Source organism: Haloferula sp. A504 (genome assembly GCF_044385805.1).
Classification (GTDB): Bacteria; Verrucomicrobiota; Verrucomicrobiia; order Verrucomicrobiales; family Akkermansiaceae; genus Haloferula.
This window is the reverse complement of record NZ_JBISBU010000254.1, coordinates 1-301: the sequence shown is the minus strand read 5'-3', so window position 1 is coordinate 301 and position 301 is coordinate 1. Positions and strand designations below refer to the sequence as shown.

At 66.8% G+C, this 301-nt stretch carries 1 protein-coding gene; it reads left to right on the top strand.

What is annotated here, in order from left to right; translation table 11 throughout:
- Positions 1-246: group II intron maturase-specific domain-containing protein (locus ACG2LG_RS24385; RefSeq protein WP_396263529.1), on the top strand; the 246-nt coding region annotated here is incomplete at its 5' end.
- Positions 247-301 lie beyond the last annotated feature (55 nt).

Genomic DNA, 301 nt, shown 5'->3' with positions numbered 1-301 from the left:
CGGACGCTGCGGGGTTGGTATGGCTACTTCAAACACGCAAGCCCCGGCCATCTGGGAGAGATCGACGGATGGGTGCGCATGAGACTGCGCTCCATCCTGCGCAAGCGCCACCGAGGAAAGGGGCGCGGGCGCGGACGGGATCACCAGCGCTGGCCCAACCGCTACTTCACCGACCTCGGGCTCTTCTGCCTGCTTGATGCCCGGAAGTCGGAATCCGCCGGTCTCCGTAACGGAGCAAACCGCTGACTGGACAGCCGGATGCGGGAGATCCGCACGTCCGGTTCGAAGGGAGGGGCGGCGC